The organism is Salegentibacter chungangensis (genome assembly GCF_042678405.1).
Taxonomy (GTDB): domain Bacteria; phylum Bacteroidota; class Bacteroidia; order Flavobacteriales; family Flavobacteriaceae; genus Salegentibacter_A; species Salegentibacter_A chungangensis.
This window is the reverse complement of the sequence record NZ_JBHTLI010000007.1, coordinates 1-655: the sequence shown is the minus strand read 5'-3', so window position 1 is coordinate 655 and position 655 is coordinate 1. Positions and strand designations below refer to the sequence as shown.

At 51.8% G+C, this 655-nt stretch carries 1 protein-coding gene; it reads left to right on the top strand.

The window, feature by feature from the left end; genetic code table 11:
• A partial coding sequence (locus ACFQ3Q_RS14075; RefSeq protein ID WP_380746929.1) for a hypothetical protein occupies nt 1–655 on the top strand: 655 nt, incomplete at both ends.

Sequence of the window (655 nt, the reverse complement as noted above, 5' to 3'; positions counted from 1 at the left end):
ATCCGCTACGAATTGTATAAGGACAGTGGCACCACTGCAGTAGCCAGCAATACCACCGGAGCAGACTTTACCGGCCTGGTACCCGGGGATTACTATGTAAAGGTCTTCGGCAATGACGGAGAAGAGAGCGATGAGTGTGAAGCCAGCAGTGGCACGGAAACCATCATTGAACCCAAGGAACTAACGGTATCGATCAGCAGCACGAACGTGACCTGTTACGGGGATGATGACGGCGTGGTGAGTATCGGTACGACTACGGGCGATATCATCCGCTATGAATTATATAAGGACAGTGGCACCACTGCAGTACAAACCAATACCGATGGTTCAGACTTTACAGGTCTGACTCCGGGCGATTACTATGTAAAGGTCTTCGGCAATGACGGAGAAGAGAGCGATGAGTGTGAAGCCAGCAGTGGCACGGAAACCATCATTGAACCCAAGGAACTAACGGTATCGATCAGCAGCACGAACGTGACCTGTTACGGGGATGAGGACGGCGTGGTTAAGATCGGTACGACTACGGGCGATATCATCCGCTACGAATTGTATAAGGACAGTGGCACCACTGCAGTAGCCAGCAATACCACCGGAGCAGACTTTACCGGCCTGGTACCCGGGGATTACTATGTAAAGGTCTTCGGCAATAACGGAG